This window comes from Sandaracinobacteroides saxicola, assembly GCF_014117445.1.
Lineage (GTDB): Bacteria > Pseudomonadota > Alphaproteobacteria > Sphingomonadales > Sphingomonadaceae > Sandaracinobacteroides_A > Sandaracinobacteroides_A saxicola.
Window position 1 is genome coordinate 2,293,807 of record NZ_CP059851.1, and the last position, 23,307, is coordinate 2,317,113.

At 65.3% G+C, this 23,307-nt stretch carries 25 protein-coding genes and 1 pseudogene; 11 read left to right on the top strand and 15 right to left on the bottom strand.

Annotation, left to right across the window (positions count from 1 at the left end):
* The 3 genes from H3309_RS11530 to H3309_RS11540 all read left to right on the top strand — a co-directional run bounded on the left by H3309_RS11530 (position 1) and on the right by H3309_RS11540 (position 1,388).
* On the top strand, positions 1 to 720 hold the full coding sequence (locus H3309_RS11530; protein ID WP_182294846.1) for a MerR family transcriptional regulator: 720 nt from the start codon (positions 1 to 3) through the stop codon (positions 718 to 720).
* A gap of 55 nt (positions 721 to 775) precedes the next feature.
* On the top strand, positions 776 to 1,027 hold the full coding sequence (locus H3309_RS11535; protein ID WP_182294847.1) for a hypothetical protein: 252 nt from the start codon (positions 776 to 778) through the stop codon (positions 1,025 to 1,027).
* A 127-nt stretch (positions 1,028 to 1,154) separates the two neighbouring features.
* Positions 1,155 to 1,388 (top strand): type II toxin-antitoxin system ParD family antitoxin, encoded by a 234-nt coding sequence (locus H3309_RS11540; RefSeq protein ID WP_182294848.1) that lies wholly within the window; start codon positions 1,155 to 1,157, stop codon positions 1,386 to 1,388.
* A gap of 51 nt (positions 1,389 to 1,439) precedes the next feature.
* Here the strand turns inward: H3309_RS11540 and H3309_RS11545 are convergent, their stop codons facing one another.
* From H3309_RS11545 to H3309_RS11575, 7 genes are all read right to left on the bottom strand, one after another.
* The gene (locus H3309_RS11545; RefSeq protein ID WP_182294849.1) at positions 1,440 to 1,952 is read right to left on the bottom strand and encodes a hypothetical protein; all 513 of its coding nucleotides are present in this window, start codon (positions 1,950 to 1,952) and stop codon (positions 1,440 to 1,442) included.
* 302 nt (positions 1,953 to 2,254) lie between these two features.
* Complete coding sequence (locus H3309_RS11550; protein ID WP_182294850.1) at positions 2,255 to 2,950, bottom strand: hypothetical protein; 696 nt, start codon at positions 2,948 to 2,950, stop codon at positions 2,255 to 2,257.
* Complete coding sequence (locus H3309_RS11555; protein WP_182294851.1) at positions 2,947 to 3,450, bottom strand: Panacea domain-containing protein; 504 nt, start codon at positions 3,448 to 3,450, stop codon at positions 2,947 to 2,949. The genes H3309_RS11550 and H3309_RS11555 overlap by 4 nt, the downstream gene beginning before the upstream one ends.
* Positions 3,451 to 3,530: 80 nt before the next feature.
* The gene (locus tag H3309_RS11560) at positions 3,531 to 4,574 is read right to left on the bottom strand and encodes a ribonucleotide-diphosphate reductase subunit beta (protein WP_182294852.1); all 1,044 of its coding nucleotides are present in this window, start codon (positions 4,572 to 4,574) and stop codon (positions 3,531 to 3,533) included.
* Between the two features lie 3 nt (positions 4,575 to 4,577).
* Complete coding sequence (locus H3309_RS11565; protein WP_182294853.1) at positions 4,578 to 5,060, bottom strand: ribonuclease HepT family protein; 483 nt, start codon at positions 5,058 to 5,060, stop codon at positions 4,578 to 4,580.
* Positions 5,057 to 5,353 (bottom strand): nucleotidyltransferase domain-containing protein, encoded by a 297-nt coding sequence (locus H3309_RS11570; protein ID WP_182294854.1) that lies wholly within the window; start codon positions 5,351 to 5,353, stop codon positions 5,057 to 5,059. Before H3309_RS11570 ends, H3309_RS11565 begins: the two co-directional genes overlap by 4 nt.
* Positions 5,354 to 5,640: 287 nt before the next feature.
* Complete coding sequence (locus H3309_RS11575; protein ID WP_243453707.1) at positions 5,641 to 7,485, bottom strand: ribonucleoside-diphosphate reductase subunit alpha; 1,845 nt, start codon at positions 7,483 to 7,485, stop codon at positions 5,641 to 5,643.
* A 559-nt stretch (positions 7,486 to 8,044) separates the two neighbouring features.
* Here H3309_RS11575 and H3309_RS11580 point away from each other — a divergent pair.
* The 7 genes and pseudogenes from H3309_RS11580 to H3309_RS11610 all read left to right on the top strand — a co-directional run.
* The gene (locus tag H3309_RS11580; RefSeq protein WP_182294856.1) at positions 8,045 to 8,710 is read left to right on the top strand and encodes a TetR/AcrR family transcriptional regulator; all 666 of its coding nucleotides are present in this window, start codon (positions 8,045 to 8,047) and stop codon (positions 8,708 to 8,710) included.
* A 111-nt stretch (positions 8,711 to 8,821) separates the two neighbouring features.
* A complete protein-coding gene (locus H3309_RS11585) occupies positions 8,822 to 10,414 on the top strand; it encodes an amidase (protein WP_207791502.1) in 1,593 nt (530 codons plus the stop codon).
* Positions 10,411 to 11,220, top strand: a complete 810-nt coding sequence (locus tag H3309_RS11590) for a hypothetical protein (RefSeq protein ID WP_182294857.1) — start codon at positions 10,411 to 10,413, stop codon at positions 11,218 to 11,220. The genes H3309_RS11585 and H3309_RS11590 overlap by 4 nt, the downstream gene beginning before the upstream one ends.
* A gap of 65 nt (positions 11,221 to 11,285) precedes the next feature.
* Positions 11,286 to 12,797 (top strand): fumarate hydratase, encoded by a 1,512-nt coding sequence (locus tag H3309_RS11595; protein WP_182294858.1) that lies wholly within the window; start codon positions 11,286 to 11,288, stop codon positions 12,795 to 12,797.
* Positions 12,798 to 12,904: 107 nt separating this feature from the next.
* Complete coding sequence (locus H3309_RS11600) at positions 12,905 to 13,192, top strand: type II toxin-antitoxin system Phd/YefM family antitoxin (protein ID WP_182294859.1); 288 nt, start codon at positions 12,905 to 12,907, stop codon at positions 13,190 to 13,192.
* Entirely contained in the window at positions 13,189 to 13,569 is a 381-nt protein-coding gene (locus H3309_RS11605) for a type II toxin-antitoxin system VapC family toxin (RefSeq protein ID WP_182294860.1), read from the top strand. Before H3309_RS11600 ends, H3309_RS11605 begins: the two co-directional genes overlap by 4 nt.
* Before the next feature lie 44 nt (positions 13,570 to 13,613).
* A pseudogene (locus H3309_RS11610) lies at positions 13,614 to 14,015 on the top strand (RidA family protein); the annotation flags it as partial.
* A gap of 78 nt (positions 14,016 to 14,093) precedes the next feature.
* Here H3309_RS11610 and H3309_RS11615 read toward each other — a convergent pair.
* Positions 14,094 to 14,600 (bottom strand): TlpA family protein disulfide reductase, encoded by a 507-nt coding sequence (locus H3309_RS11615; protein ID WP_182294861.1) that lies wholly within the window; start codon positions 14,598 to 14,600, stop codon positions 14,094 to 14,096.
* A 60-nt stretch (positions 14,601 to 14,660) separates the two neighbouring features.
* Between H3309_RS11615 and H3309_RS11620 the strand changes: the two genes are divergently transcribed.
* Complete coding sequence (locus H3309_RS11620) at positions 14,661 to 15,824, top strand: hypothetical protein (RefSeq protein WP_182294862.1); 1,164 nt, start codon at positions 14,661 to 14,663, stop codon at positions 15,822 to 15,824.
* Between the two features lie 4 nt (positions 15,825 to 15,828).
* Here H3309_RS11620 and phoB read toward each other — a convergent pair whose 3' ends face one another.
* The 7 genes from phoB to H3309_RS11655 form a co-directional block, all read right to left on the bottom strand.
* The gene (gene phoB / locus H3309_RS11625; RefSeq protein WP_182294863.1) at positions 15,829 to 16,536 is read right to left on the bottom strand and encodes a phosphate regulon transcriptional regulator PhoB; all 708 of its coding nucleotides are present in this window, start codon (positions 16,534 to 16,536) and stop codon (positions 15,829 to 15,831) included.
* A 4-nt stretch (positions 16,537 to 16,540) separates the two neighbouring features.
* Complete coding sequence (gene phoU / locus H3309_RS11630) at positions 16,541 to 17,260, bottom strand: phosphate signaling complex protein PhoU (RefSeq protein ID WP_243453708.1); 720 nt, start codon at positions 17,258 to 17,260, stop codon at positions 16,541 to 16,543.
* A 19-nt stretch (positions 17,261 to 17,279) separates the two neighbouring features.
* Positions 17,280 to 18,092: a phosphate ABC transporter ATP-binding protein PstB gene (pstB, locus tag H3309_RS11635; protein ID WP_182294865.1), complete on the bottom strand. Its 813-nt coding sequence runs from the start codon at positions 18,090 to 18,092 to the stop codon at positions 17,280 to 17,282.
* A 5-nt stretch (positions 18,093 to 18,097) separates the two neighbouring features.
* Complete coding sequence (gene pstA / locus H3309_RS11640; protein ID WP_182298715.1) at positions 18,098 to 19,339, bottom strand: phosphate ABC transporter permease PstA; 1,242 nt, start codon at positions 19,337 to 19,339, stop codon at positions 18,098 to 18,100.
* A gap of 70 nt (positions 19,340 to 19,409) precedes the next feature.
* On the bottom strand, positions 19,410 to 20,810 hold the full coding sequence (gene pstC / locus H3309_RS11645) for a phosphate ABC transporter permease subunit PstC (protein WP_182294866.1): 1,401 nt from the start codon (positions 20,808 to 20,810) through the stop codon (positions 19,410 to 19,412).
* Positions 20,811 to 20,890: 80 nt separating this feature from the next.
* Complete coding sequence (locus tag H3309_RS11650) at positions 20,891 to 21,928, bottom strand: substrate-binding domain-containing protein (protein WP_182298717.1); 1,038 nt, start codon at positions 21,926 to 21,928, stop codon at positions 20,891 to 20,893.
* A 105-nt stretch (positions 21,929 to 22,033) separates the two neighbouring features.
* Entirely contained in the window at positions 22,034 to 23,290 is a 1,257-nt protein-coding gene (locus tag H3309_RS11655; protein ID WP_182294867.1) for a sensor histidine kinase, read from the bottom strand.
* Positions 23,291 to 23,307 lie beyond the last annotated feature (17 nt).

Below are 23,307 nucleotides of genomic sequence, written 5' to 3' on the forward strand. Positions count from 1 at the left end.
ATGCGGATGCGGATGCGGGAGCTGGAGCGGGAATCGGGGGTGGGGCGGGAGACCATCCGGTTCTACATCCGCGAGGGGCTGTTGCCGGAGCCGGAGCGGGCGACGCGCAACAGCGCGGTCTATTCGGACGATCACCTGACCCGGCTGCGCGCCATCCGGCGGTTGCAGGACGAGCGTTTCCTGCCGCTGGCGGTGATCCGCAGCCTGCTGGACGAGGATCATGGCGCGCGCTGGCTGCATCCGGAGGCGCTGCCCGACCTGGACAGCGTGCTGCGGGCGCGGCTGGACGGGGCCGGCGGGCGGCTGCCGGCGGCGCAGGTGGCGGCGGACGCGGGGCTGGTGGAGGATGGCCTGGCGGATGCCGCCGCGGAAGGGCTGATCGAGCTGGCGGGTGACGGCAGCGTCAGCCCGCGCGATGCCCGGATCATCCGGCTGCTGGCGGAGGCGAGCAAGCTGGGGTTCGACCGCGAGCATGGCTATGAGCCGTTCGCCATGGTGCGGTACCTGAATGTGGCGCGGGCGCTGGCGGAGGCGGAGGTGCGCGAGTTCTTCGAGAATATCGCGCCGCATGTGGATGTGGCGCAGGCGGCGGACATGGCGGAGAATGGCATCGGGTTGATGAATGCGCTGCTGTCTGAACTGCACACGCGGGAGATATTGCGGTTGTTGGATGCCCGCCGGCGGGTGGCGAATGACAACGGCCAAGGCGGCCGGGAATAGCGCAAGGCGCTATTCCCGGACTCGCCGCAGTGCCTGGCCGGCGTGCGGTTGGCCGGTGGCCAACCGACACGTCCGACAAGCGGGCTTTGCCCGCTCTTTTCTGTTCTTCTTTTCTTCTTTCGTCTTTTCCGCTGCCACCTCCGCCCGTTTCGCGCGGCTTGGCCGCGCAGGGGCTGTTGGTTTGTTGCAGGGCCGAATTCTGGAAGGTTTGTCGAAAAAAGTGACAGCTTTTATCAAGGGCTTGGCGATTTTGGGGGATCCGGGCGGCCTGCGGGGAGGGAAAAGCCGCTGGCGATTGATCCGATAATTCCGATATGGTTATCATTGCCGAGCGAAAAAAGCAAGCAATTTTGCAGCGGTTTCGGGCGAGCGCACCGTGGGGCGGATTGGCCGGGGGGTTGGGGGGTGTTATGGAATGGGGGAAGGAGTGGCGCATGGCGAGCGTGACGGTGTCGGCGGAGGATGAGGCCTGGATCGCGGCGCAGGTGCGGGCGGGGCGGGCGCGGGATGCGGCGTCACTGATTTCGGCGCTGATGGAGCGCGAGCGGGCGGATGCAGCGAAGCTGGCGACGTTGCGGGCCATGGTGGAAGAGGGCCGGCAGAGCGGGATCAGCAGCCGGACGATCGATGATATTTTCGCCGGTGCGATGGCGAAGGCGGGCGCCTAGTTTCTTCCGACGGAACAGTTCACCAGATGAACCGTCGCCGCAATTCAGCCTCTAGTCGTCCTTGAATCCCATGCCTCTGAGGCCGCCGCCGGTGTGGTTGCCGATTTGCGTTCCGGTAACGTCCTCTCCGTCAAAGTCGTTCGTTCGGAGCGCCAGGGCGAATTCGACAAGCTCGTCTCGGACAGTCGCGCTGTGCAGGGGATATTCGTGGGCGATGGCGTTATCCACCGTTCCCGGCAATCCCCGTTCCACGTCATCCCTGGGCGTGGCGCGGGGATAATTCCCGATCAGATAGTTTTTCATGTCCGCGATCCATTGTGCCCTTCGCGCGCCGCAGAAACCCTGAATGGTCAGGGGCGCAGGTGGCAGGGCGTTCAGGTTGAGCTTGCTGTAATATTTGAGCCGGGTGGAGCGAGCGGGATCGCGAGCGACATTTTCCTGACCCACCGCCACCTCCAGCGACGTTGCCCGGTCGGCCTCTCTTTCAAGGTCTTCGAAGGCGTTGACGATCTCTCTGGGTGCCTGCAGCAGCCGGGCGGGCGTGAGGAGCGGTGTTCGCGCCATGGAACCTCCATCATGTGCTGACAGGGAATTGTTAAGAAGGTGGTAGGCTTGATGGCCAGCGGCTGCAATGCGAAACGGTGAGCTTGGACGTGCAGTGCGGTAATATGCGGAGCGGCGCTTAATGCGAAGATTGCGCAGCAATCAGCGAGTTAACGCACGACACCGGGTAGTGCGCTGCCCCCTTTCGGCAGGGCATGCTTGAAATAAACTTGCCGTGAAGTGCAAGCAATACCTAGCGGCGATTCGTTCATTTAGCAAAATGTCAATGTAATTCAAAGTAGACTGTCACCGTAATTCTATCATTACTCATCCTCAAACATACTACGCAATTGTTTTTCAACCATTTCCAGCGCTTGGCCGTAGCACTGCAGCTGTTGTTTCATTTCGTCATGGTCGAGCGGGGCATAGTCCGCAGTCGTCCAAACACGAACATAGCGTTCCTTCGTACCCTTGATGCGGGGGAAGAAAATGAAAATCGCTTCTGAGCCCTGAAAGTCGGACAGTCGCAGGATACTTTCTGTTACAATCGTTGACATAATTCGTTTTTGATAGTCATCAAGTGCGACCGCGACCCATCCGACCACAAAAACCGGTTTGAGCTGTCCGTCCTTTAGTATGGTAAAGGTGGGTTCGACTGGAATTGAAACATTCCGACCAACAGGATAATTCTCCTTGAGGCCGGGGAAAACGTTCAACCCATCCAGCTTCTCACGGCCATTATAGCGAAAGAAGGCGGGAACGATCTCGTACGCCATCGCTCGGGTTCGCGGGCTTGAGATAGCCGCAACCGACCGCATAGACTCTTCATAGGTCCGGCCGAAATGCACCGCATCGCCTATAATTCGATACACTGCCTGTAGGCTACTTCTAGGCCTGCCAAGAACAAATGCCAAAAGAGCGCGAGCAGTATCATTCACGCGCTTGTAGTTGTATCGAACCCAATTAGCAACCGACGGAGGCCGCCGTAGCTTCCTGATCAGATCGTCCGACTCGCTCATGCATTAACCCCTTTCATACTGGCATCGATAATTATTTGAGGCGTTATTTCCATTCCTGGGTTTACTGGACCATCATGGTTCCATACCATATCCCAAGCACTTCCTGGTAGGTGAGATAAGCTTCGAAGACGCGCCGCGCTCAAAGAGATAAGGGGCTCTATGATTGCGCTGAACTGGCGGGCGTCGTTTTCAGCAATGCTGGGTTTGGCGATGACCATTTGACGAGAGATAACATCAAACCTCTTGGCGTATGTGTCTATCGGTTTGTCCCCGTGAACTTTGAAGTTACGATAAATCTCGGGAAAAACAGGTCCATGCTCCCAAGCTTCAATTTTAGCCTGCGTTATGATCCTGCCAGAGGTTACCAGACACGATTCGACAAGGAAATACAAAACCTTATTCAGCGCCATGTTCGTGAGAAAAGCTTTTCGAGATCGGCCATAATCGAGAATAAAGTTCGCCAACTCCCTTACGTCGTATCCCTGATCTTGTTGGAACAAGTAGATATCCCTCACTTCTTTCTTTTGATCCTGTCTTGCCCAAACGACGTGTTAGTAGGGCATCTTCAGAGCCAGAGGGCTTATTCGGCCGCGCCCAGCAGGACCCCCTGCCCTTCGTCCACGGCGTCGTTGGCGGCGGCGCCCTTGGCGGCGGCGCGTTTGTCGAAGGTGTCCCAGACTTCGTTCCAGTTGCCGCGCGTCGCCGCCTTCGAATATTCGGTGGCGCGGGTTTCGAAGAAGTTGGCGTGTTCGACGCCGTTCAGCAGCGGTTGCAGCCAGGGGAGGGGGTGTTCCTCGATCAGGTAGATGGGTTGCAGGCCGAGCTGTTTCAGGCGCCAGTCCGCGATGAAGCGGACATATTTCTTGATTTCCTTGGGCGTCATGCCGGGCACCGGGCCCATTTCGAAGGCGAGGTCGATGAAGGCGTCCTCCAGGCGGACGGTGCGCTGGCAGACGTCGGCGATGTCGTCCCGGACCGCCTTGGTAAGGCAGCCGCGTTCGGCGCAGAAGGCGTGGAACAGCTTGATGATGCCTTCGCAGTGGAGCGATTCGTCGCGGACGGACCAGCTGACGATCTGGCCCATGCCCTTCATCTTGTTGAAGCGCGGGAAGTTCATGAGCATGGCGAAGCTGGCGAAGAGCTGGAGGCCTTCGGTGAAGCCGCCGAACATGGCGAGCGTGCGGGCGATGTCGGTATCGCTGGAGACGCCGAAGGTCGCCATGTAATCATGCTTGTCGCGCATTTCCTTGTAGTTGAGGAAGGCGCTGTATTCGGATTCGGGCATGCCGATGGTGTCCAGCAGGTGGCTGTAGGCCGCGATGTGGACGGTTTCCATGTTGCTGAAGGCGGTGAGCATCATCTTGATTTCGGTGGGCTTGAAGACCCGGCCGTAATTGTCATGATAGCAGTTCTGCACCTCCACATCCGCCTGGGTGAAGAAGCGGAAGATCTGCGTCAGCAGGTTGCGCTCATGCTCGTGCAGCTTCTGCGCCCAGTCGCGGCAGTCCTCGCCGAGGGGGACTTCCTCGGGCATCCAGTGGATCTGCTGCTGGCGTTTCCAGAAATCATAGGCCCAGGGATATTCGAAGGGCTTGTAGCTGTTGGAGGCCTGGAGGAGGGGCATGGGTTAGCCTTTCACGGGAAGGAGCGCCTGGCGGCGGAGAAAATCGGCGAGTGAGCTGTGGATGGCATCGAGCAGCGGTGCGGCGGCGATGGCATCGAGCAGGCGCTGATGTTGCTGGTGCGGGTTGAGCGGATATTCGTGGGCCAGGCGGTTGCGCAGGCGGACGAGTGCCGACCAGCCGGCGGCATCGGGGATGACGCCGAGCTTTTCCATGCGGTTGGCGATATCCCGCGCGGTCATCGGCGCGATGTCGACGCCATCGGCAATGAGCGCGGTGCGGAACATGCGGGCGAGAATATCCTGCTGCTGCTCGATGCGTTTCAGAAGCGCGGTGGCGGCGGTGCGCTGCACGCGATCGAGCGCGTCGAACGCGGCGGGCGATGCCGGCGGCGGGCCGAGCAGATCGAGTGTTTCCTGAACGCCAACGGCAATCGTGGCCGCAGAGGAATCGAGCGCCTGGAGGATGGCGGTTTCGGGGGCGGTCACAGGAGGATCCCGTCGCGATAGCCGATCGTCTGGAACGGGCCAGCGGGCGCGCCGCGGACGGCGAAGATGAGGTCCACGCGCTGCGGCTCGATGGCGCCGAACAGGAGGGTTTCGAACCGGTCAATGGCGGCGTCGCTGTTCCGGCCGGGATCGATTTCGAGATGCAGGTCGATGTCGCCGCCGCGCGCCGAATCGCGGACGCGGCTGCCGAACAGGCGCACGGCGACCGACGCACCGAAGGCGTCGCGCGCGGCGGCCTTGATGGCGGTGGCTTCGTGGGCGGTCAGGCGCATGGAGGGCTGCTTCAGGGGTGGGGGGTTTGAGGGAGGGGCATGGGTGGGGTCCTTGGCAAGAGATGTTTCTAGGGCTTCAGGCTCCCGGGTTTCTCATGAAAATGACTATCCGAACACGCGTTACTTACCCTTAGACTGCTTGTTTGGGGCCTGTGTAAGAACCGAAGCTGCAAGCGACTGTATCTGGGATTTTGTGATACTGCTGGGGTTTTGCAACGCTTTGCTGGCAATGGATGCGACCTTTGAAGAGGTCTGCTCGTTAGACTTGTTCGCCATGTCGTTTCCTTTCACTGGCAAGCTAAACACTCGTCGTAATCCGTCGTTTCCGCCTGGATCACCCGCAGGTCCGGGGTGTTGTCGGCCTCCACGCCGCCGGCGAAGCCGGCGCGCTGGATGCTCTTGCTGCGGAGGTAGTAGAGCGATTTGATGCCGAGTTCCCAGGCCCGGAAGTGGAGCATCAGGAGGTCCCACTTCTCGATGTCGGCGGGGAGGTAGAGGTTGAGGGACTGCGCCTGGTCGATATAGGGCGTGCGGTCGCCGGCGAGTTCGAGCATCCAGCGCTGGTCGATCTCGAACGCGGTGCGGAAGGTGGCCTTCTCGTCGGCGGACAGGAAATCGAGGTGTTGGACGCTGCCCCCCATCTCCAGCATCGAGTTCCAGACGCTGTCGGCGTTGCGGCCCTTTTCGATGAGCAGCTTTTCGAGGTGCGGGTTGCGCACGACGAAGCTGCCCGAGAGCGTCTTGTGGGTGTAGACGTTGGCCGGGATGGGTTCGATGCAGGCGCTGGTGCCGCCGCAGATGATGCTGATGCTGGCGGTGGGCGCGATCGCCATCTTGCAGCTGAAGCGCTCCATCACGCCCATGTCCTGCGCGTCCGGGCAGGGGCCGCGTTCGGTGGCGAGCAGCATGGAGGCTTCATCCACCTTGGCACGGATGTGGCGGAACATCTTCATGTTCCAGGATTTTGCCGTGGCCCCCTCGAACGGGATGCCGCGCGCCTGGTAGAAGCTGTGCAGGCCCATGACGCCCAGGCCGACGCTGCGTTCGCGCATGGCGGCATAGGCCGCGCGCTCCATGCCGGGTTCGGCGCGGGCGATGTAATCGGAGAGGACATTGTCGAGGAAGCGCATCACATCCTCGATGAAGCGGTCGTCGCCGTGCCACTGGTCCCAGGTTTCGAGGTTCAAGGACGAGAGGCAGCAGACCGCGGTGCGGTCCTTCCCCAGATGGTCCGGCCCGGTGGGGAGCGTGATTTCGGAGCAGAGGTTCGAGGTGCTGACCTTCAGCCCCAGGTCGCGCTGGTGCTTGGGCATGTGGTTGTTCACATGGTCGATGAAGATGATGTAGGGCTCGCCGGTGGCCAGGCGGGTTTCGACCAGCTTCTGGAACAGGGCGCGGGCGTCGACCTCGCCGCGTTTTTCGCCGGTTTTCGGGCTGACGAGCGTGAAGGGCCGGCCGTCGCGCACGGCGTGCATGAAGGCGTCGGTGATGAGGACGCCGTGGTGCAGGTTCAGCGCCTTGCGGTTGAAATCGCCGCTGGGTTTGCGGATTTCCAGGAATTCTTCGATCTCCGGGTGGTTGATGTCCAGATAGACGGCGGCGGAACCGCGGCGGAGCGACCCTTGGCTGATGGCGAGGGTGAGGCTGTCCATGACGCGGACAAAGGGGATGATGCCGCTGGTCTTGCCGTTGAGGCCGACGGGCTCGCCGATGCCGCGCACCCGGCCCCAATAGGTGCCGATGCCGCCGCCGCGGCTGGCGAGCCAGACATTCTCGTTCCAGGTGTCGACGATGCCGTTGAGGCTGTCGGACACGCTGTTCAGGTAGCAGCTGATGGGCAGGCCGCGGCCGGTGCCGCCGTTGGAGAGCACGGGGGTGGCGGGCATGAACCAGAGGTTCGAGATATAGTCGTAGAGGCGCTGCGCGTGCGGCGCGTCGTCGGCGTACGCCGCGGCGACGCGGGCGAACAGGTCCTGGCAGCGCTCCCCGGGCAGCAGGTAGCGATCCTTCAGCGTGTCGATGCCAAACGCCGTCAGCAGCGAATCGCGCGCGTGGTCGACGGTGACCGGAAAGCGCGGCGCATAGACGCTGTGGCTGTTGGAAGGGGCGGTGAGCGTGTCGGCGCTGGCCATGGTTGGTGCCTGAAAGTCCATTTTGTTCCCCTTTTACCCCTACGCGCTTTTGGCCGGTGTGGCCAGCCTCTGATTGGTGGCGGGGACGCGATGCCGAACCTGTTTCCCGGGGCGTGGTTCCATCGGAGGATGGGGATCACATACTAGGGGTTGTGTCGGCGACGCCGGGCCGCACCACAGATAGTGGTGAAAAGGTCGGCGGATGCAAGCGGAAAATGCCGGCCGATGCTGTGGATAACGGGGAGAAAGGCGCCGTCACAGGGGGGAAAGCATTGGCGCGGCAAGAGCTTCGGGCGCGGCCTTGGCGGGGGTGGCGAGCGGCGAAAAAATTTGCGGGTGATGGCGCGGGTGGCCGGCGCGGTGCCGTGGCCAAGGAAGGCCGCATCAGCTTTGGTGGCAGCAACCGGCGGCAAAAGCTTGGTGGGACGGGGAAAGACCGGGGCAGCGGCGGGATCGGGGGCGGAGTGGCGCGGCGCGTGGCAAACGCATCGGACAGGTTGACGAATGAATCGCATGGGCGTTTGTGCAGCGCCGTGAAGAAAACCGACGGCGAAAGACCATGGACGTTGCGATGCATGCCAGCCTGACCCCGCCCGAACAGAGTGACGCGGCACAACCGCGGCTGCCGGTGCGGGCCAATGGCCGGCGCCGGTATGAACTGCTGCTGGATGCCGCCGAGCGCCTGCTGGAGCAGGGCGAGGGACAGCCGCTGACCATCCAGCGGCTGGCGCGGGAGGCCGGCGTGCCGATGGCGTCCGTCTATCATTTCCTGCCCAGCCCGGCGGCGGTGTCGGTGGCGCTGTCGCAACGCTATATGGCGGGCTTCGGCGAGCTGGTGATGCGGCCGGTGCCGAACCGCGAACGGCTGGGCTGGCGCGAGGTCATCGCCACCCTGAACCAGCGCGCCGTGACCTTCTATCGCGAGCATCCCTATGCGCAGAAGCTGATCCTGGGATCGGACCACAGCTGGGCGATCCGCCGTTCCGACCTGGCCAACAACCGCCGGATCGCCGGGGCCGTCGTGGAGCTGGTCGCCGACAAGTTTCCCGATGTGCCCGCCGATGTGCTGTTCGAGGCGGTGGTGGTGGGAATCAGCATCGGCGACGCGGTGTTCACCCTGTCGATCGCCGAGCATGGCGAGATCACCCCGGCGCTGGGGCAGGAGGCGGCATTGGCGATGTGCGGCTATCTGGCGATCAAGTTCGAGACGACGCCAACCGATTGACGAATCGATATGTGTCGAATATTTTGACCGCATCCGGGGAGAGCCGTGTGGGGTTGGGTCTGGCTGTCCGGGCGAGTGCCCAACCCCGTCCGACCATGGGAGATACAGGTCATGACTGACACGCATGTGACAACCGCTGCGACGCCCGACAGCGGGGGTGTGGAACGCCGCACCTTCCTGAAGCAGGCGGGCGCGGTGACGGGTGCCGTGCTGGCCTCCGCCTCCATGGCGAATGTCGCGTTCGCCGCCACGCCGGCGGCCGAGATCACCGGCTGGGACGCGACCGTGCTGTCGGCGCGGATCAAGGCGAAGGATGTGTCCTGCGTCGAGGTAATGGATGCCTATCTGGCGCAGATCAAACGCTTCAATCCGCGCATCAACGCGATCATTGGCATGGCTGACGAAGGCGCATTGCGCGCGCAGGCGGCAGAGCGCGATCGGCAGCTGGCCGCGGGCCAGTATCTCGGCTGGATGCACGGTTTTCCCCAGGCCATCAAGGATACGGCACTGGCGAAGGGATTCGTCTATACGTCCGGATCGCCGCTGTTGAAGGGCAATATCGCCAAATATGATTCGGTGATTGTCGAGCGTGCGAAAGCGGCCGGCGCGATCGTCATCGGCAAGACCAATGTGCCGGAATGGGCACTGGGTTCGAACACATTCAATCCGCTGTGGGGCACGACCTGGAACCCCTATGACCTGAAGAAGACGGTAGGGGGGAGCAGCGGCGGCGCCGGGGCGGCGCTGGCGATGCGGATGCTGCCGGTGGCGGACGGCAGCGACATGGGCGGTTCGATCCGCAACCCGAGCGCCTATAACAATGTCTATGGGCTGCGGCCAGGGGCCGGCACGGTTCCCCTTGCCCCCAGCCCCGAAGTGTTCGTCCAGCAATACGCAATCGAAGGGCCCATGGGCCGCACGGTCAAGGATGTGGCCATGCTGCTGTCGGTCCAGGCCGGCCATGATCCCCGGGCGCCGCTGTCGGTACAGTTGGACACGGCGCAGTTCACGGGCGACCTGCAAAGTGACGTGAAGGGCAAGAAGATCGCCTGGATGGGCGACTGGAACGGCTATTTCGCGATGGAGCCAGGTGTGATCGACCTGTGCAAGTCCAGCCTTAAGGTGTTCGAGTCCCTTGGCTGCATTGTTGAAGAGGCGGTGCCGGCCTTTGATCCTGCGATGCTGTGGAAGATATGGTTGACACAGCGCGCCTGGATCATGGGCAATTATCTGGGTGACTACTATGCCAACCCGGCCCAGCGGCCGTTGTTGAGCGACAACGCCCGCTGGGAGGTGGAACAAAGTTTCAAGCTGACCGCAAACGACGTGTTCCAAACCTCCGCCATGCGCTCGGCGTGGGTGACCGATGCCGTTCGCACCTTCTTCGAAAAATATGATTTCGCCATCGCACCGACCGCGCAGGTCTTCCCCTTCGACGCGACGATTCCCTGGCCGCGCGAAGTGGGGGGACGCAAAATGGAAACCTATCACCAGTGGATGGGGATCGTGCTGCCTTGGACATTGGCGGGCACACCGGTGATGAACCTGCCGGTGGGGTTCAGCGCCGGTGGCGTGCCGATGGGCGTGCAACTGATCGGCAAGCGCCAGGCCGAGTTGGCCGTCATCAAGATGGCCCATGCCTATGAAGCGGCGACGCAGTGGGTGCAGAAGCGGCCGCCGGCGATCCTGGGCCTGCGCGGATGAGACGGCGCGGCGCCTGGTGGCTGGTGGCGGCGTGCCTTGCCGCCGGCCCGGCCGCCGCGCAATCGCTCGACAAGACCTGGCTGTTGCAGGTGGGGGCCTATTTCCCGGACATCGACAGCAAGCTGCGCGTGGACAGCAGCCGCGGCCTGGGCACGACGGTGGATTTCGAGCGGGACCTGGGGTTCAACCGGCACCGGACGCTGCCCGCCTTCCTGCTGGAATGGCGGCCCGGCGACGACTGGGTGTTCGACGCGCAATATTACAAGCTGGGGCGCACCAGCACGAAAAGCCTGGAGCGCGACATCAGCATCGGCGACACCACCTATCCGGTGGCGGGGCGGGTGCGGGCGGGGTTCGACAGTGACATCATCCGCTTCACCGTGGGCAACCGGCTGTTCCAGTGGCGCAACCTGGAGATCGGCGCGGGCATCGGGCTGCATGCGACCGATTTCAGCGTGTTCATCGAAGGCGAGGGATCGGTGGGGGGCGGCACGCGGAGCTTTCGCACCGAGAGCCGGTCCCTGTTCGCGCCGCTGCCCACCATCGGCGTCTTTCTGAACGCCCGGCCCGGCCGGAAGGTGCATGTCAACGCGCGGGTGGACTGGCTGTCCCTGACGATCGACGACTATAACGGCCGTCTGATCAATGCCGAGGCCTCGCTGGCCTACAGCCTGCACCGCAACATCGACGTGGGTGCGATGTACCGGCTGGTGGATTATCGTGTCCGCGTGACGAGCGCCGACTGGACGGGGCGGGTGGATTACAAGTTCAACGGGCCGGCGCTGTTCGTGCAGGTGGGCTTCTGACGGCGCCTGGCTTGCAGCCCCCATGCCGCCCGCGCTAACCACCCGCGCAGCGAAGGAGAGCATGCGTGGGACTGATCCGCAGTGAGGATGTGATCGAGAGTGTGGCGGATGCCTTGCAGCACATCAGCTATTTCCACCCCATCGATTATGTCCAGGCGCTGGGCGCGGCCTATGAGGCGGAGGAAAGCGCCGCGGCGAAGGACGCCATCGCGCAGATTCTGACCAACAGCCGCCTGTGCGCGGAGGGGCATCGGCCGATCTGCCAGGATACCGGCATCGTGGTGGCGTTCGTGAAGGTGGGGATGGGCGTGCGCTGGGACGGCGCGATGACGCTGGACGCCATGGTCAACGAGGGCGTGCGGCGCGCCTATCTGCACCCGGACAACCGGCTGCGGGCGTCCATCGTGGCGGACCCGGCCTTTTCGCGGGTGAACACGCGGGACAACACGCCGGCGGTGGTGCATGTGGAGATGGTGGCGGGCGACCATCTGGAGATCGGCCTGGCGGCGAAGGGCGGCGGCAGCGAGAACAAGTCCAAGTTCGTGATGCTGAACCCGTCCGACAGCATCGTCGACTGGGTGGTGAAGACCGTGCCGCTGATGGGCGCCGGCTGGTGCCCGCCGGGGATGCTGGGGATCGGCATCGGCGGTTCCGCCGAGAAGGCCATGGTGATGGCAAAGGAGGCGCTGATGGCGCCCATCGACATGGCGGTGCTGAAGGCCCGCGGGCCGGCGACCGACATCGAGCGGCTGCGGGTGGAGATTTACGACGCGGTCAACGCGCTGGGCATCGGGGCGCAGGGGCTGGGCGGGCTTTCGACCATCCTGGACGTGAAGATCCTGGACTGCCCGACGCATGCGGCCTCCAAGCCCGTGGCGATGATCCCCAATTGCGCGGCGACGCGCCATGCGCATGTGCATCTGGATGGAAGTGGCCCGGCCTATCTGCCGGCGCCGGACCTCTCCGCCTGGCCGAAGGTGGACTGGAAGCCGAGCGCCGAAGCGATTCCGGTGGACCTGGACACGCTGACGCCCGAGGTGGTGGCATCGTGGAAGCCCGGCGACCGGCTGCTGCTGAACGGCCGGATGCTGACCGGGCGGGACGCCGCGCACAAGCGGATGGTGGACATGCTGGCGCGGGGTGAGGCGCTGCCGGTGGATTTCACCAACCGGGTGATTTATTATGTCGGCCCGGTCGATCCGGTGCGGGACGAGGTGGTGGGGCCGGCGGGGCCGACGACGGCGACGCGGATGGACAAGTTCACCGAAACCATGCTGGCGCAGACCGGCCTGATCGCCATGGTGGGGAAGGCGGAGCGCGGCCCGGCGGGGATCGAGGCGATTGCCCGGCACAAGGCGGCCTATCTGATGGCGGTGGGGGGTGCGGCCTATCTGGTTTCGAAGGCGATTCATGCGAGCTGCGTGGTGGCGTTCGAGGATCTGGGGATGGAGGCGATCTACGAGTTCACCGTGCGCGACATGCCGGTGACGGTGGCGGTGGATGCGAGCGGGGAGAGCGTGCACGCGACCGGGCCGGCGGTGTGGCGGGAGCGGATTGCGGCGGCGGTGGCGGCATGATGCGCGTTTTGGTTGCCGGTTTTTGCCGCCGTCACGGCGGCGTTTGTGCAGATATGATTGCTTTTTCCGGCCAGGTTGGCTAAGTGCTTGGCCAAGGAGATGTCGTGATGAACGCGTCCGTGAAGAGTGCCGACCCCGTGTCTGTCGGGCAGGCCAAGACCACCTTGTCGAAGCTGATCGCGGCTGCCGAGGCGGGCGAGGAGGTGGTGATCAGCCGTGGGAAGGTGCCGGTGGTAAAGCTGGTGCCGGTGGCTCCGGTGGCCAAGCCCAAGCGCGTGCCTGGCAGCATGAAAGGCCTGATTGCCCTGGACGATAGTTTTTTTGATCCCTTGCCCGATGACGAGTTGGCGATGTGGGGAACGGGCGATGCGGCGGAGGCGGATGTTCCGGCGTGACGCTGTTGCTGGACACGCATGCGTTGATCTGGTGGCTTGCTGATGACCCGCAGTTGACCCCGGCCGCCTGCGCCGAGATTGCCGACTCCGATGTTTTTGTGAGCGCGGTATCGGCCATGGAAATCTGCACAAAGGTCAGGATCGGCAAATTGCCGTCAGCGAAGCGGCTGGCGGAGCGGTTCGAGGAAAAGATACTGGCGGAAGGGTTCAAGCTGTTGCCCTTGACCGTGCGACACGGTCAACGCGCGGGCAGTTTCCCTGACGTCCACAAGGATCCGTTTGACCGCATGCTGATCGCCCAGGCATTGCTGGAAAATCTGACGATCGTATCGAATGAGACGATGTTCGATCGCTTTGGCGTATCGCGGCTATGGTGATACATCCTACAATTCGGTGCGCGGCCTTGGCGTTGATGGGCGCCATGTCAGCGCCGTCCCTGTCTCAGACGCCGGAAGCCCGCCTGACCGCGGCGGGGCATGTGTTGCCGGCGCCGACGCGGGCGGTGGCGACCTATTTGACCTTTGCGCGCTCGGGCAATCTGCTGTTCCTGTCCGGCCATGGCGAGTGCGGGCCCGGCGCGTCGGGCAAGCTGGGGCGGGAGCTGACGGTGGCGCAGGGGCAGGCGGTGGCCGGTCGGGTGGCGCTGTGCATGCTGGCCACCATCAAGGCGGCGACGGGCGACCTGGGCAAGGTGAAGCGCTTCGTCCGCGTGCTGGGGTTCGTGAACAGCACGGCCGATTTCACCCAGCATTCCGCGGTGATGAACGGCTTTTCCGACATGATGGTGCTGGCCTTCGGCGAGGGCGGCAAGGCGCCGCGCAGCGCGGTCGGCGCGCCGTCGCTGCCGTTCGACATTCCGGTGGAGGTGGAAGCGGTGGTCGAGCTGTCGGAACAGCGGCGGTCAGGGCACGGCCGGCGCGGGTTCCGCCAGCAGGGACACGATCAGTTCGTTGAGGTCATCGAGCTCGAGCGAGGCGGCCTTCGCGTAGCGGACGGTGCCGGCGCGGTCGATCAGGTAGCTGGTGGGAACGGCGCGCACGCTGCCATAGGGCCCGCGGAAACGGCGCGCGAAGGTGATGCCGGGCAATGCGTCGGCGACGGCCTTCAGGCGATAGGGCGGCAGCGAATCCTCGGTGGTGACGGCGATGACGCGAAAGCCATGTTTGCCCTGGGCGCGGGCATAGGCGTCGAGCAGCGGCATCTCCTTGCGGCAGGGCGCGCACCAGGTGGCCCAGATGTTGATCAGCACGACCTGGCCCTTCAGCCCGGCGGAATCGAGCCTGGTGCCATCGAGCGCGGTCAGTTCGTAGGGCGGCGCCGGTTCGCCGACGGTGGGCGGGTTGGCGCAGGCGATGTTGGCGCAGAAAGCGGCGGCAAGGACGAGTGCGGCGCGGCGCGGCGAAACCATTGATTCAGCATAGCCGGCAGGCGGTTGCGGCGGAAGCGGTGTTGTGACAGGTTCCGCGTCATGAGGGGATGGTGGCTGGCAACTCTGCTGCTGGGGGGCTGCGCGATGGCGCCGCAGCTGGGCCGCGTGGCGGTGGACCATAACGAGCTGGTGGCGAACACCACCAATCAGCTGCTGCTGGTGAATGTGCTGCGCGCGCGGGAACGGCTGCCGATGCATTTCACCAGCATTTCGGCGCTGCGTGGACAGGCCAATGTGAAAGGTGACCTCGGCCTGGGCGGCGGGGTGGCCGGCAAGGGGTCGACGGCGAACCTGGACGCCGCGGGGTTGGGAACGGGGGGCAGCATCAGCCAGGCGGCAGCGACGCTCTCGCCCTCGATGGGGATCGAGGTGACGAGTGGCAGCAGCTTCGATGTCGCCGTGCACAACACGCAGGAATTCTACGCCGGCATCACCACCTCGATCCCGCAGGCAACGGTCGCGGGCTATCTTTATGCCGGATGGCCGGCCGACCTGGTGACCTTCATGTTCGTCACTGACGTCGAGATACGGGTGTCGGCGCGCCATGTGCCCGCCGGGCCGGACGACCTGGCACCGGGCGCCGTGCTGGCGCGGGTGGTGAATGCGCCCGACATGGCGGGCTGGACGCAGGGATTCGCGGCACTGGCGCGCTGTTTCCAGGTGCAGCCGGACAGCGGGGACGGTGATGCCAAGGCGCCCCCGCTGCGCTGGATGCCGGCCGGGGATGCGCCGTGCCGTGTGGCGGTGACCGAGGGAGCCAGGCTGCGCGGCGGCGCGGTGGTGCGGGAGGTGGTGCTGTCCCGCGACGCTCGCGGGTTGCAGGCGGAACTAGTGGCCGCCGGGGCCGCGAGCCAGAAGGTGGAGGTGCGGTTCGTCTCGACCATCCGATCGGTGGAGGGGCTGGTCTATTACATGGGGGCGCTGGCGCGGCGCGGGGATGCGCCGCGCGTGCTGCGCACCACGCTGCCCAGCGGCGAAAGCATCGACATGCCGATCCTGGTGGTGCGGCCGGGGGCGGCGCCGGATGCCTTTGTCAGCGCGCGCTTTGGCGGCAGGCTGTGGTCGGTGCCGGCCTCCGGCGCCGTGCAGAACAGCGTGGCGGGCAGCAGCAGCGCGGTGTTCGTGCTGGTGCAGCAGCTGATGAACCTGCAACGCTCGGCACGTGAACAGGTGATGACGCCGACTGTCCGGATCGCGCAGTAAGGCGTCAGCTCGCCATGCGCAGCGTGGCGTCGCTGTCCAGCGCATAGCCGGCGGAGCGGACGGTGCGGATCATGTCCGGCAGGTCCTCGCCATTGATCGCCTTGCGCAGGCGGCGGATGTGGACGTCCACGGTGCGCAACTCGACATAGACGTCGCGGCCCCACACCGCATCGAGCAGCTGTTCGCGGCTGAAGACGCGGCCGGGATGTTCCAGGAAATGGCGCAGCAGGCGGAATTCGGTGGGGCCGAGCTGCACCGGCAGGCCGTCGCGCGTCACCTTGTGCGCGGCAGTGTCCATGATGATACCGCCATAATCGAGGTTGCCGCCGGACAGCGCCGGGCGCAGGCGGCGCAACAGGGCGCGGACGCGGGCGATCAGCTCCCGCGGGGAGAAGGGTTTGGTGACATAATCGTCGGCGCCGGTCTCCAGCCCGCGGATGCGGTCGCTTTCCTCGGCCCGGGCGGTCAGCATGATGATCGGGATGCCGGCGGTGGCGGGGGCGCGGCGCAGGCGGCGGCAGACCTCGATGCCCGAGAGGTTGGCGATCATCCAGTCGAGCACGACCAGGTCGGGCGCCTCTTCCTGGGCCAGCACCAGCGCTTCCTCGCCGTCATGGGTCTGGACGACGTCGAAGCCCTCCTTGTCGAGGTTGTAGCGGACCAGCTCGACAAGATGGGCGTCGTCTTCGACCAGCAGGACTTTCGGGCGCATCGGATCAGCCCTGCGGGGTGGTGACGAACGCGGTATCGTCGGCCTTCGCCCGCTCGGCGGCATGCTCGCCGGTGACGCTGAAGGTGACCAGCTCGGCGATGTTGGTGGCATGGTCGCCGATGCGTTCCAGATTCTTGGCGATGAACAGCAGGTGCGCCGACGGCGTGATGTGGTGCGGGTTTTCCATCATGTAGGTGAGCAGCGAGCGGAACAGCGAATTGTAGAAATCATCGACCACGGCATCGCGCGCCATCACCGCTTCGGCCAGTTCGGCATCGCGGTCGACATAGGCGTCGAGCGCGTCGCGCACCATCGCGGCGGCGGCGCGGCCCATCTCCGGGATGATGACCACCGGCTGCACCGGCTGCGCCTGGGCGAGCGTGGAGGCGCGCTTGGCGATGTTCTTGGCATAGTCGCCGATGCGCTCCAGCAGCGCCGACATCTTCAGGCCGGCGATGATCTCGCGCAGGTCATCGGCCAGCGGGGCGCGCAGCGCGATGGTGGCGACCGCCAGCTTCTCCACTTCGGCCTCCAGCGTGTCGATGGCGGCGTCCTGCGCCACCACCTTCATCGCGGCATCGGCATCGCGCCGCATCAGCGCGTCGATGGCGCCGGCGATCTGCGCCTCCGCCAGGCCGCCCATCTGGCTGATCAGGCTGCGGATCGTTTCCAGGTCGCTGTCGAAACTCTTGACCGTGTGCGCGGTCGTCGGGGTCTGTGCCACAAATCGTCCTTTCAACGCCTCAGCCGTAGCGGCCGGTGATGTAATCCTTGGTGCGCGGCTCACGCGGATTGGTGAAGATATCCTTGGTGTTGCCATATTCCACCAGCGTGCCCAGGTGGAAAAAGGCTGTCTTCTGGCTGACGCGCGCCGCCTGCTGCATGTTGTGCGTGACGATGACGATGGCATATTTGCCGCGCAGGTCGTCGATCAGCTCCTCGATCTTGGCGGTGGCGATGGGGTCGAGCGCGGAGCAGGGCTCGTCCATCAGGATCACCTCGGGATCGACGGCGATGGCGCGTGCGATGCACAGCCGCTGCTGCTGGCCGCCCGACAATGCCGTGCCGCTGTCGTTCAGCCGGTCCTTCACCTCTTCCCACAGGCCGGCGCGGCGCAGCGAGCGTTCGACGATGGCATCCATTTCCACCTTGGTGCGGGCGAGGCCGTGGATGCGCGGGCCATAGGCGATGTTTTCATAGATGCTTTTCGGGAAGGGGTTCGGTTTCTGGAACACCATGCCGACCCGGGCGCGCAGCTGCACCACATCCATCTTCGGCGAATAGATGTCCTCCTGGTCAAGCTCGATGCGGCCGGTGACCTTGGCACTGTCCACCGTGTCGTTCATGCGGTTCAGGCAGCGCAGGAAGGTGGACTTGCCGCAACCCGACGGCCCGATGAAGGCGGTGACATTCTCGGTCGAGACGTCGATCGACACCTCTTTCAGCGCCTGTTTCGGGCCGTAGAAGACGCTGACGTCGCGCGCCGTCATCTTGGTGGTTTCGATGGCCGAAGCCTGCTGTTTCGCGGCGATGTCGTCGCCTGCGGTCACGGTCATGTCGCTCACCAGCGCACCTCGAACTTGTTGCGGAGATAGATGGCCAGGCTGTTCATCAGCATCAGGAAGACGAGAAGAACGATGATGGCCGCGGAGGTTTTCTCGACAAAGCCGCGGGCGACATTGTCGGACCAGATATAGACCTGCACCGGCAGCACCGTCGCCGGGTTGGTAAGGCCGCTGGGCACGTCGGTCAGGAAGGCGCGCATGCCGATCATCAGCAGCGGCGCCGTTTCGCCGAGCGCGCGCGCCATGCCGATGATGGTGCCGGTCAGCAGGCCGGGAAGCGCCAGCGGCAGCACATGGTGGAACACCACCTGCACCCGGCTGGCACCGACGCCGAGCGCCGCGTCGCGGATGCTGGGGGGCACCGCCTTGATGGCGGCGCGGCCGGCGATGACGATGGTGGGCAGCGTCATCAGCGCCAGCGTCAGCCCGCCGACCACCGGCGCCGAGCGCGGCATGTCGAACGTGTTCAGGAAGACCGCCAGGCCGAGCAGGCCGAAGATGATGCTGGGCACGGCGGCGAGGTTGTTGATGCTGACCTCCACGATATCGGTCCAGCGGTTCTTCGGCGCGAACTCCTCGAGATAGACGGCGGCGAGCGCGCCGATCGGGAAGCTGAGCGCCAGGGTGACGAACAGGGTGAGGAAGCTGCCTTTGGCGGCGCCCCAGATGCCGGCGCTTTCGGGGTCGGTCGAATCGGCACCGGTGACGAAGGTCTCGTTGAAGCCGGTGGTGAGCAGGCCGCGGTCGCGCAGCAGTTTCCAGTCGGCGACCTCATCGTCCCGCACGCCGCGGTTGTCCTCGGTGATGTCGAGATCGAAGCCGCCCTTCTGCAGCTGGTCGATATTGCCCTTGGCCTTCAGTTCCAGCTCGACCGTCTTGCCAAGCAGCGACGGGTCGGCGGTGAGCGCGTCGCGCGCCGCGAGCCAGGCGCCTTCGGAGACGACATCCGTCTGCGTGCCGAGTTTCGCGACCGAGGCGCGCACGGCCTCCTGGTAATTGGCGCTGGCGAGCGCGCTGGCGGCGTTGGGGCCGGTGAGCGCGGCGGCGTCCACCCCCAGCACCGCCGCGTCGAAGGTGACGGGCACGCGAACCTCGGTGGCGCGGAAGCCGTTCCAGCCGTTGCCGATGATGGTGGACAGCAGGAAGATCAGGAAGGCGCCGGCGATGCTGAGCGCGGCGAGACCGAGGAAGCGGAAATTGCGTTCCGAGCGATAGCGTTTGCGGATGCGGTTCTGCATCTCGCCCCCCGCCCAGTCGGTCGGGGCGCGGCGGGCGGCGTCGGGCACCGCGCCGGTCATGGTGAGGGCCTCAGTCATAAGCCTCCCGATAGCGCTTCACGACGGAGAGCGCGTAGATGTTGAGACAGAGCGTGACGATGAACAGCACCAGGCCGAGGGCGAAGGCCGAGAGCGTCTTGGCGCTGTCGAATTCCTGGTCGCCGGTCAGCAGCGCGACGATCTGCGCGGTGACAGTGGTGACCGAGCTGAAGGGGTTGGCGGTGAGGTTGGCGGCGAGGCCGGCCGCCATCACGACGATCATCGTCTCCCCGATGGCGCGGCTGACCGCGAGCAGCACGCCGCCGACGATACCGGGGAGCGCGGCCGGAATCAGCACCTTGCGGATGGTCTCGCTCTCGGTCGCGCCCATCGCCAGGCTGCCATCCTTCATTGCCTGCGGCACGGCGGTCAGCGCGTCGTCCGCCATCGAGCTGACGAAGGGGATGATCATGATGCCCATCACCATGCCGGCGGCAAGCGCGCTTTCGGAACTGGCGTTGGTGATGCCGATCGAGACGGCGAAATCCCGTACCGCCGGCGCGACGGTGAGCGCGGCGAAGAAGCCATAGACGACGGTGGGAACGCCGGCCAGAATCTCCAGCACCGGCTTCGCCACGCGGCGGAAGGCGGGCGCCGAATATTGCGTCAGGTAGATGGCGGTCATCAGGCCAAGCGGGATGGCGACGATCATGGCGATGATGGCGCCGATGAAGATGGTGCCCCAGAACAGCGGCACCGCCCCGAACGCGCCCGAACTGCCGACCTGGTCGGCGCGGATGGCGGTTTGCGGCGACCATTGCAGGCCGAACAGGAACTCGATCGGCGAGACCTTCTGGAAGAAGCGGAAGCTTTCGAAGACCAGCGAGGCGACGATGCCGAAGGTGGTGAGGATGGCGACAAGCGAGGCGATGATCAGCGTCCACATGATGGCGCGTTCGACCGCGGTTCGCGCGCGGAAATCCGGGCGGATGCGGGTCCAGGCCCAGGCGGCGCCGATCAGCGCCAGCGCCAGCGCGGCGGAGGCGGCGATGCCATTGTAGGTGGCGCGGGTGGATTTATAGACCTCCGCCGCCTGTCCGGCGTTGGGGTCGAAGGCTTCTTCGATCTCGCCCGTCGCCAGCCCGCGGACATCGGCCATGAAGGCGTCGCGGTCGAGCGCGGTGGCGGGGCGCGCGTCCGCCGGCAGCGAGTTGATGACATGGCCGGTGACCACGCCCTCGCCGTAAAGCCCCCAGGCGCTGATCAGCAGCAGCGCCGGCACGGCGGCGAGGAGCGCGACGAAGGCGCCATGGTAATGGGCGCGGCTGTGCACCTGGCCGATGGCGGCGCCGCCGGCGGGCCGTTTCGCGAAGGCCAGCGCCTTGGCCCGGCCGACATAGAAGGCCAGCAGGGCGAGGCCGAACGCGGCAAGAAACATGAACGAAACGGACATTCAGCCCCCCGGAACCCCTCGGCACGGACCGCCGCGCCGCTGCAACGAAGGGGCGGGTGTCACCACCCGCCCCCCTCGCCTTACTTGATGTCGCCGTCGGCGAGCGGCGTCAGCGCCGCCGCCTTCTGTGCGAACTCGGCACGCGTGGCATCGGGCGACGCGACCAGGCCGCGCCGGACGAGATAGCCGCGCGGGCCCCAGGTCGTGTCTTTGGTATATTCGGCGATGAATTCGCGCATGCCGCGGACGGCGCGGACATGCTGCGCCTTCACATAGATGTAGAGCGGGCGCGAGGCCGGATATTTGAAGGTGGAGATGGTGTTGTAATTGGCCTCCACGCCGTTGATCTTCACGTCACGCAGCTTGTCGAGATTTTCCTCGAGATAGCTGTAGCCGAAGACGCCGACCGCGTTGGGGTTGGCGACCAGCTTCTGCACGATCAGATTGTCATTCTCGCCGCCCAGGATGAAGGCGCCATCCTCGCGGATCTTCTGGCAGACGGTGTCGAACCGCGCCCGGTCGCTGCGGCGCAGCGCCACCATCGACGGGTTGGTCATGCAGCCGGCGATCATGTAGAGTTCGTTGAAGGCATCGCGCGTGCCGCTGGTTGGCGGCGGCCCGATCACTTCGATCTTGTTCGCGGGCAGGGCGCTGTTCACATCCTTCCAGGTGCGCGCCTTCTGCGTGCCGCCGAACGGGTTGGCGGCAAGCGCGGCATAGACGTCGCGAACCGTCAGGCCGAGCGGCGCGCCGGCCTTGGATTCGGCCATCACCAGACCGTCGATGCCGATCTTGATCTCCACGACCTGCGTGACGCCGTTCGCCTTGCAGGTGTTGAACTCGGCAAGCGTCATGCGGCGCGAGGCGTTGACGATGTCGGGATGCTGCGCGCCGATGCCGGCGCAGAACAGCTTTACCCCGCCGCCGGTGCCGGTCGATTCGACGATCGGCGGCTGGAACTGCGGGTTGGAGCGCTTGAAGTTTTCCGCAACCGCGGTGGTGAACGGGAACACCGTGGACGAACCGACGATGCGGATCTGGGTGCGAGCGTCGGCACTGGTGGCGCCGGCGGCCGCGATGGCGAGCGCGGTGGCGCCCAAAATGGCCTTGGTCTTCATCATCTCTCCTGTTCGCATGTCGCCCGGCGACCTGGCGCGTGGCTGCGCGGCGCTCCGGTGACCCATGCCGTAGAAGCGGCGTGTTGGAGTAATGTGACTTTATTGTTACGGTTTCGTGACAGCGTCCGTGGCCGGATATTCGGGCAGCAGCGGCAGGGTGAAACTTACCTCGGTGCCCTCCCCCTGGCGGCTGTGGATGTCGAGGCGGCCGCGGTGGCGTTCGACGATATGCTTGACGATGGCGAGACCCAGCCCGGTGCCGCCCATCGAACGCGATCGGCTGGTGTCGACGCGGTAGAAACGTTCGGTCAGGCGCGGCAGATGCTCGGGCGCGATGCCTTCGCCCTCGTCCGCGACCGCGACGCGGATCATCGCCTCGCCCTTCACGCCGTGCGGGCCGGCGGCGGCGGACAGCCGGATCGGCGTGCCGGCACGGCCATATTTCAGGCTGTTGGAAACCAGGTTGTGCAGCACCTGCAGGATCTGGTCGCGGTCGGCGATCACCTTGGGCAGGGGTTCCACGGTCTCGATGCGCAGCGCGCGGCCATCGGCCTCGAGCCGCATTGCCAGCGTCTTGCCGACATCGGCCAGGAGCGGCGCCAGATCGACGGCATCCTGGGGCCGGACATATTTGTCGAGTTCGATGCGGCTCAGGCTCAGCAGGTCGTCGATCAGGCGGCTCATCCGCGCCGCCTCGCGCGCCATGATGTCGAGGAAGCGGCGGCGGGCGGGTTCGTCCTCGGCGGCCGGGCCTTGCAGCGTTTCGATGAAGCCGCCGATGGTGGCGAGCGGCGTGCGCAGCTCGTGGCTGGCGTTGGCGACGAAATCGACCCGCATGCGCTCGGTCAGGCGCGCCTGGGTGATGTCGGCGAAGGTCAGCAGCAGCAGCGTAGGCGCGGCGGCGACGGCGCGGACCCGAAAGGCGGCATCGTTGCGGCCGACGCCGCTGACCTCGCGCACGACCGGCGCCGGCGCGGCGAAGGCGAGCCGCACCGCCTCCAGCACCTGCGGGTGGCGCAGCACCAGCCGGACATCGCCGCTGGTGATGCGCGGCCCGAACAGGTCGATCGCCGGCGGGTTGGCGGCGAGCACGCGCCATTCCGGATCGATCAGCAGCGCCGGTTCCGCCAGCGCATCAATGGGGACCGCGGGATCGGGCAGGGCCGGATCGGGCGCCACGGGGGCGGGCGGCGGGACCGGTTCGCGTCGGGCAAAGAAGCGCATCAGCGCAGCATAGACCAGCAACATGACAGTCAGGCTGACGGCCAGGGCCGGAAATCCCGGCCCGCCCGGCCAGGCGAGCAGCAGCGACAGCCCGAGCGCCGCGGCGATGAGGCTGTGACCGGGGCGGGGATCGCTCATCCCCGCGCCGTGCCAGT